Source organism: Marinobacter iranensis (genome assembly GCF_029207565.1).
GTDB classification, from domain to species: Bacteria; Pseudomonadota; Gammaproteobacteria; order Pseudomonadales; family Oleiphilaceae; genus Marinobacter; species Marinobacter iranensis.
Genome location: NZ_JANCMW010000089.1, coordinates 1 through 279, shown reverse-complemented (window position 1 = coordinate 279; position 279 = coordinate 1). Strand labels below are relative to the sequence as shown.

General features: G+C 64.9%; 1 protein-coding gene. It reads left to right on the top strand.

The window, feature by feature from the left end; genetic code table 11:
• Window positions 1-191 (top strand): hypothetical protein (locus NLU14_RS21560; RefSeq protein WP_275710484.1); only part of this gene is annotated, 191 nt, incomplete at its 5' end.
• Window positions 192-279 lie beyond the last annotated feature (88 nt).

Below are 279 nucleotides of genomic sequence, written 5' to 3'. Positions count from 1 at the left end.
AGGGGATCGACTGGTCCGATCCCTGGCCGGCGCTCACCGGGGCGCTGAAACAGGCCACCGGCCGCAAGGGCCGCGCCCTGTTCCTGCCCCTGCGACTCGCCCTTACCGGCCGCGAGCATGGGCCGGACATGGCCGCCCTGCTCCCGCTGATCGGCAAGGAAAATGCCCTGGCGCGCCTCGGGAAGGAATGATCGAGAAAGCATTTGCGCCAGATATGTAATGTTGTATCATCTCTTATGCCGGCCTGGACCGGCGTTGGAGATGGAGTGCAACGCCATG